This window comes from Vibrio sp. V19_P1S1T109 (genome assembly GCF_002241375.1).
Classification (GTDB): domain Bacteria; phylum Pseudomonadota; class Gammaproteobacteria; order Enterobacterales; family Vibrionaceae; genus Vibrio; species Vibrio anguillarum.
The window spans coordinates 1-6,877 of sequence record NZ_NDIM01000204.1 but is presented as its reverse complement, the minus strand read 5'-3'; the positions used below and the strand labels follow the sequence as shown (position 1 = coordinate 6,877).

Below are 6,877 nucleotides of genomic sequence, written 5' to 3'. Positions count from 1 at the left end.
ATGAAAAACATCAGCACAGCGCCCCACACTTTCTGAATGACCCAAAAATAAAATCCCATTCGGTTTCAACCATTCATAGAACCTTTCGATCAAAGCCTCCTGCGTGGGTTTATCAAAGTAGATCATCACGTTTCGGCACGAAATGAGGTCTAAATTCTTAGGTAGCGTCCAAGGAGATAATAAATTCAGTTGCTGAAAATGGACAAAACGTTGCAACTGGCTGGCGATTTTTATTTTTCCCTGTTTGATACCGCGCCCTTTTACAAAGCACTTTTTAAGATAGTGCTGTGGAATAGTAACCACAGCCTCATCGGTATAAATGCCCGCTTGCGCATGTGCCAAAACCTGTGTGTCTAAATCTGTTGCGTAGATATCAACATTGTCCGCGAAATCAAATAAACCGCTGCTGTATAACGACGCAATAAAGCTGTATGGCTCTTCACCACTAGAGCAGCCAGCAGACCAAATTTTAGGATGACGCACGCCCTGTGATCGCCACTCATCGAGCAGTACTTTTTCTAAAAACTCAAAGTGGTGATACTCGCGAAAAAACTGGGTTTTGTTAGTCGTTAACGCATTGATGAAGTGGATCCGCTCTTGCTCATTATGCTCAATAAGCTCCTTGTAATCACAGAAACGCTGAATCCCCCGTCGACGCATCTGACGGCTCAAACGACCGTAAACCATCGCTCGCTTGGCATCCGACAAGTAAATGCCGGCCGTTTTGTGCATAAACCACTGGATGAATTTGAAATCCTTTGCGGTGAGTTCAAATTCTTGGTCATTGTTCATCATGATTGGATGGCTATCTGTTAGAACTCTTCCCATTCATCTCCATCCTCATTGAGGTTGAGCCCAGAATTGGCAACGTTATTGGTGGCTTTAATGCCTGCCACTTTCTTGACCTTGGGTTTGGGTTGATGGGCGGAGATGGCTGTTCTTTTGGGCTCGAACGTTTTGATGTTGTCATCGGTGGTGAAATAGCTCATCAAGCTAATCAGCTCTTTCCCTTCATCTTTCAACGATTGGCTGGCCGCAGAGGTTTGTTCAACAAGAGAGGCATTTTGCTGCGTCATCTCATCCATGGCTGTAATTGCACGATTGATTTCGTCAATGCCCGTCGATTGTTCAATACTGGATGATGCAATTTGGGCGATGAGATCAGATACTTTTGCTACAGCGTCGACAATCTCATTCAATGTTGCTCCTGACTCATCAACTAAACGCGATCCCTCTTCGACTTTCTCAACACTATCTTTAATCAGCCCTTTAATCTCTTTCGCCGCTGCTGCGCTACGCTGCGCAAGGTTTCGAACCTCTCCAGCAACAACAGCAAATCCACGCCCTTGTTCTCCGGCTCTTGCCGCTTCTACCGCTGCGTTCAAAGCCAATAAATTGGTTTGAAAGGCTATCTCGTCTATCACTCCAATAATATCGGCAATCTTCTTACTCGAACGATTAATTTCCGACATGGCCGAGATCGCTTGCCCCACCACTTCACCACCTTTACTGGCTTTTTTGGCAGCATCACTCGCTAGATCGTTCGCACCTTTGGCGTTATCTGCATTTTGGCGCACGGTCGCTGTCATCTCTTCCATACTGGCGGCCGTTTCTTCTAAATTGGATGCTTGAGCTTCCACCCGTTGGCTCAAATCATTATTGCCTTGCGCGATTTCTGTTGACGCCGTAGCCACTCTGGCAGAAGAAATGGTGATTTTTTCAACCATATCGCGCAGGTTAGCAATCGAGGTATTGACCGCATTTTGCAGTTGACCAAACTCACCTTGGCTGCCCTCTTCCATCTTGGTATTCAAATCGCCATCCGCCACTTTGCTCATGACGTCAATACACTGAGCCAGCGGTGAAACTAAGGTATCAAGCAAGTTATTAATCCCCTCGCCCAACTCCCGCATAAATCCGCTGTACACGGTGGTATCAATTCGTTCATTCAACTGCCCTGCGATCGCTTTTTGAATGAGGCTCTCTACTTGGTATTGACCATCTTGTTGTTCGGTAATATCGATCCATTGCAATGCAGGGCCAATGTATTCCCCTTTGTGATTGTGCATCGCAATACAAGTTAAATTAAATTGCAGCGCTCCCACTTTGATGTTGGATGAAAATGGCAAACGATCAGGGTTGGCAATAATGCTACGTTGATGGCCCGGGTTTTTATGAAAGATATCGATATTTTGTCCGACCAGATTATTGACGTCAAAGCTTGTTAATACTGTCCTCAACTCACTTTCTCTTGTACGCATCAACTTGGTCAATGAAGGGTTTAAGTATTGAATAATACCCTCTTTATCGGCCATCATTAGGTTGGTTGTCATCCCCTCGACTGCCGAAGCTAAGCGGCCTATTTCTTGCTCTTTTGCAATCTCTTGAGTGACATCACGCCACTCTAATGTGTTCCCGATATAAATACCGTCTTCATCAATAATGGCGCCAACATTAAGCTCGATCTTCACTCCTTTAATCGTAATCATGGTAGTGAAAGGCAAGTTGGCTGGATTCGACAACATTTGGCGTTGATGCTGTGGATTGACATGAAAACCATCGATGCAGTAGCCAATCAATGACGATTCTTCAGCTTTAAAATCAGGCCAGACACTTTGAAAAAGCACTTCATGCTGCTTGAGTAGGATCAATGACTGCTTATTGAGATAGGTGATTTGAAAATCTCGGTTAATCATCATCAATGCGGTTTTTGCTGCATTAAGAGCAGAAAGAAGCTGCTGATTGGAGAGCCCTTCATTCTCATCGACCAATGGATCTTCTATCTGCTCAACAAATTTTTTTGGTTCTGGTTTGCGGTTCCAAAATGCCATGAGTATTCCCTCACAAAATAGCGTCTTCTACGAATGTCTGATTTAACCCAGGTACATCAAAAAGGGTCTCGATATTAATTAGGATCAAATGACCGTTAGCCACACTAGCAATTCCCTTCATAAATTGTGGTTCAACCGTGGTGGATAAGGCTGGTACAGGTTTTATCTCTTCAGCGGCTAAGTCATACACTTCTGAAACACCGTCGACAATAATGCCGAGCGGATTGCGTTGCGCGTCATTCAAAACGATAACAACTGTCGTGGCCCCAATCTGTGCAGGTGGCAGATGAAAACGAATTCGAAGATCAACAATCGGTACATACTCACCACGAATATTGAGTAAGCCAACTAAGTAATCCGGTGCATTGGGTACAGAGCGCACATCACTCCAGCCGCGAACTTCTCGGACCTCAAGGATTGGCACAGCGTACTCATCGTTATCCAGCACGAAACTAAGAAACTCTTGTTTAGACATCAGGGTTCCTCACTCAGTATTCGGTGCATATCAAGGAGCCCTTGGGTATCGAGCAGTGACATGACCTCTTCGCCAACATTGAGCAAACCGAGCGAATACGCAGCGGCAGGCGTTTCCCCCACGGCAGGAAACAGCACATTATCTCCCTGACCAATCACGTCACTCACTGCATCAACGACTAAGCCCATAATACGAGGCCGCTCTTGTTGCAGGCTACGAAGTACCAACACCACAGTCGTGGGAAAGTAGCCACAAGCCTCCATGCCAAATCGAAGACGCAGATCGATAATAGGCACAATCATGCCGCGTAAATTAATCACACCTTTCACAAAGCTAGGCGCTCGAGGAATAGGCGTAGGTGGCTCCCATACTCGAATCTCTTCAACATCTTGAATTGCTACCCCGTACAACTCATTCGCTAACCGGAAACTCAGAAAATCGGCCTCACAGCTTCTTTCTTCATAAACAGCATTCAAAACACTCTGTGTTTGATTCTCTTGTTGATGATTTGGTGAATAATCATATTCCATGGCTCTTCTCTGTCACCTTCACTAAGCGGCAATAATCTTGGGAGATAAACTTGAACGTCGATTCGAGTACGTGGAGATTAACCCTTGAATATCTAAAATGAGCGAAACGGAACCATCTCCCAAAATCGTAGCTCCTGATATGCCTGCCACTTTGCAGTAATTTGACTCCAAGCTCTTTATAACCACTTGCTGCTGGTCTAGCAGCTCGTCAATCAATAAGCCAACGCGGCACCCAGCGGCTTCAACAAAGCAGAGTATTCTATCGGGCAAAGCACCACTTGATCCCATTTCCAGTTCATCTTGTAGACGTAAGATAGGAATGTTTTCGTCACGAAGCCGGTACAGCTCAACCCCACCGGCGGCATACTTCACATTAGCTAAGTTGATTTGGATAGATTCGATAATGGTGAGCAGTGGGATGATGTAAACTTCCCCGCCTACTTTGATCAATTGCCCATCGAGGATGGCTAAAGTGAGTGGTAAACAGATAGTGAAATGGCTGCCTTTACCTAACGTGGATTCGACATCAATATGCCCACCCAACTCTTCGATATTACGTTTTACAACATCCATACCGACGCCACGACCTGAAATATCAGACACTTGTTCTGCTGTTGAAAACCCTGCGGCAAAAATAAGGTTAAGGATCTGTTTGTCGGTGATATCTTCACGCCGTGTATCTTTAGGTAATACACCTTTTTCTAGCGCCTTTTGAAATATTCTTTCACAGTTTATCCCCGCGCCATCATCTTTCACTTCGATCACTATCGAGCCACCTTGATGATAAGCATGTAGTTCAATGGTGCCGATTTCTGGTTTGCCTTGTTCAAGGCGAATGTGTGGCTGCTCAATTCCGTGGTCAATACCATTTCTGACTAAATGGACCAATGGATCAACAATACGTTCAAGGACGGTTTTATCGAGCTCGGTGTGCTCGCCAATGATGTTCAGTTCTACTTTTTTTTCAAGTCGGCCGCACAAGTCTCGCACAAGGCGAGGAAAGCGGCTAAAAGCAAAGCTCATCGGCAGCATGCGAATATTGAGCACATTTTCTTGTAAATCTTTACTGTTTTGTAAAAGCTGAACTAGGCCTGCTTGCAACTTTTCTAATTTATCCATGGTGAAATCGTTGCCGATTTCGGTCAGCATTGATTGGGTGATAACAAGTTCCCCAACCAAATTAATCAGGCTGTCGACTTTCTCAATATCGACGCGAATAGAGCTTACGCTGGATTCTGCTTTCGCCACTTTGGGCGCAGCAGCGGGCGTAGACTCTATTGATTTTATGAGATCGATGGGTTTTATGAGATCAACTTGCTCTGCAGATGCGGTAGGGGGAACAGCGTTCGCATGAAACGTAGGTAGCGCCTCGGCCAAAGATTCCTTGCTCTCGCTGATCATATCTTGGGTCGTCGATTCTGGTACTAAAGGTTCAACAATTAAGTCACATTCATCTTCAACCCATTCAAAGATTTCGCGAATATCACTCTCTTGCACTTGGCTACTGAGAAAAATAGTCCAGCTTAAATAACAAAGCTCAGCCTCTATTTCCGCCAATTCGGGAAGGTGCTCAAGCTGAGCTTCCGCCCTGCACTGATCATCCAGTTCATAAAGCTCTCGCAGCAACCGAAGTGGATCATTACCACTGAAATAAAGTTCTCTATGCGGAGTAAAAACGACTTTCCAACCTAAGTGGTTCTCGTTGTCAGAAGCCTTTAAGAGCGATGACGTCTGTTCATCTTCGGCGTCAAGCGAGTGATGGTCTGCTAGTTCATGATCAATCGTTGAATTGTCGGCAAGTAAAGCATGCAGTGACTGGCTGACTCTCTGCTGAAGCTCACTATCAACCTCACCGTGGCTCTCATGCCCCGCGAGCATATTGCGAATGCAATCACCGCTTTTCAGTAAAATGTCCACACTCTCGGCGGTGAGAGCTGATTTTTCGTTACGGACGAGGTCAAGATACGCTTCGACAGAGTGGGTAAATTCACTGATATCCAGTAAACTAAAGGTCGCAGCGCCACCTTTAATCGAATGGGCAGCCCGAAAAATGGTATTAATAGTCTCTTTCTCAACCTGATTAGGGTCAAGATTAAGCAGTACATTTTCAAGCACTTCAAGATTTTCACGACACTCTTCGTAAAACATCTTGCGCAACAGTTCCATGTCTAAAGCCATAGCTCTTCCTGCCAGTTAACGTCGTTTAACGAATGAAGCTTTTAATAAAATACGGTGTTCTATATGACCCGTTTTAGTGTTTTCAATAGCGTCTCAGGGTTGAACGGTTTAACCAACCATCCTGTAGCTCCAGCGAGTTTTCCTTCTTGTTTCTTTTCCATACTCGTTTCGGTGGTTAGCATCAAAATAGGAATAAACTTATATTGAGCATTACCACGTATCGCTTTAACTAACTCAAAACCACCCATCACTGGCATGTTGACGTCCGAAATAACAACATCAAATTTGGTTTGTTGTACCTTACGTAATGCATCACTTCCATCAATAGCAGTTTCAACTTCATAGCCTGCATCTTTCAATGTATGGCTTAGCATTTGACGAATTGAAACCGAATCATCAACCGCGAGGATCTTTGTCATAGCCCCTTCCTTGCAAAATCTCATTACTCTGCGAACAAGCTTTCTAAAGCCAGTAGCGCAATACCTTCATTAAGCGTGTTTGTTGCGTTAACTAAAGTGATCTCAATTCCAGCTCGCTCTGCTGTCATAAACAAAGAAGCAAGCAGTTGCAGACCGGCAGCATCCACGCTATTGACTCGTGATGCATCTATTGTTAAAGGAGGAGTTAGGCTTAGCCATTGAAGATAATTTGCTTTGGAATCTAGTACCGTTGAAATTTCCAAAGACTCCGCCAACAAAAGATCCATATCTCATCCTTATGTACTATTTATATTCTATTTTTTAGGAGAACACCTGACTTTGAGTGTAGGAGGGAATACTCATTTAGCAAATGATTGAACACGTTAGGAACAAAAATAAAAACCTCACAATAAGGGGGACCGTATGGTTAACTCATTAATATAG

7 protein-coding genes are annotated in these 6,877 nt (G+C 44.5%); all 7 read right to left on the bottom strand.

Translation table 11 applies throughout. The features are described 5' to 3' along the window. Window positions 1–828, bottom strand: an 828-nt coding sequence (locus B9J87_RS09755; protein ID WP_094150460.1) for a CheR family methyltransferase, incomplete at its 3' end; no start/stop codon positions are given. Then, a complete protein-coding gene (locus B9J87_RS09750) occupies window positions 813–2,831 on the bottom strand; it encodes a methyl-accepting chemotaxis protein (protein WP_094150458.1) in 2,019 nt (672 codons plus the stop codon). The genes B9J87_RS09755 and B9J87_RS09750, both read right to left, overlap by 16 nt. A gap of 10 nt (window positions 2,832–2,841) precedes the next feature. Continuing rightward, window positions 2,842–3,306 (bottom strand): chemotaxis protein CheW, encoded by a 465-nt coding sequence (locus B9J87_RS09745; protein WP_017042330.1) that lies wholly within the window; start codon window positions 3,304–3,306, stop codon window positions 2,842–2,844. Next, window positions 3,306–3,836 (bottom strand): chemotaxis protein CheW, encoded by a 531-nt coding sequence (locus B9J87_RS09740; RefSeq protein WP_017044938.1) that lies wholly within the window; start codon window positions 3,834–3,836, stop codon window positions 3,306–3,308. Before B9J87_RS09740 ends, B9J87_RS09745 begins: the two co-directional genes overlap by 1 nt. Window positions 3,837–3,857: 21 nt before the next feature. Further along, window positions 3,858–6,014, bottom strand: a complete 2,157-nt coding sequence (locus B9J87_RS09735) for a chemotaxis protein CheA (protein WP_088733580.1) — start codon at window positions 6,012–6,014, stop codon at window positions 3,858–3,860. A 59-nt stretch (window positions 6,015–6,073) separates the two neighbouring features. Then, entirely contained in the window at window positions 6,074–6,433 is a 360-nt protein-coding gene (locus B9J87_RS09730) for a response regulator (RefSeq protein WP_088733581.1), read from the bottom strand. A 23-nt stretch (window positions 6,434–6,456) separates the two neighbouring features. Continuing rightward, complete coding sequence (locus B9J87_RS09725; RefSeq protein ID WP_013868220.1) at window positions 6,457–6,720, bottom strand: STAS domain-containing protein; 264 nt, start codon at window positions 6,718–6,720, stop codon at window positions 6,457–6,459. Between the last annotated feature and the right edge of the window lie 157 nt (window positions 6,721–6,877).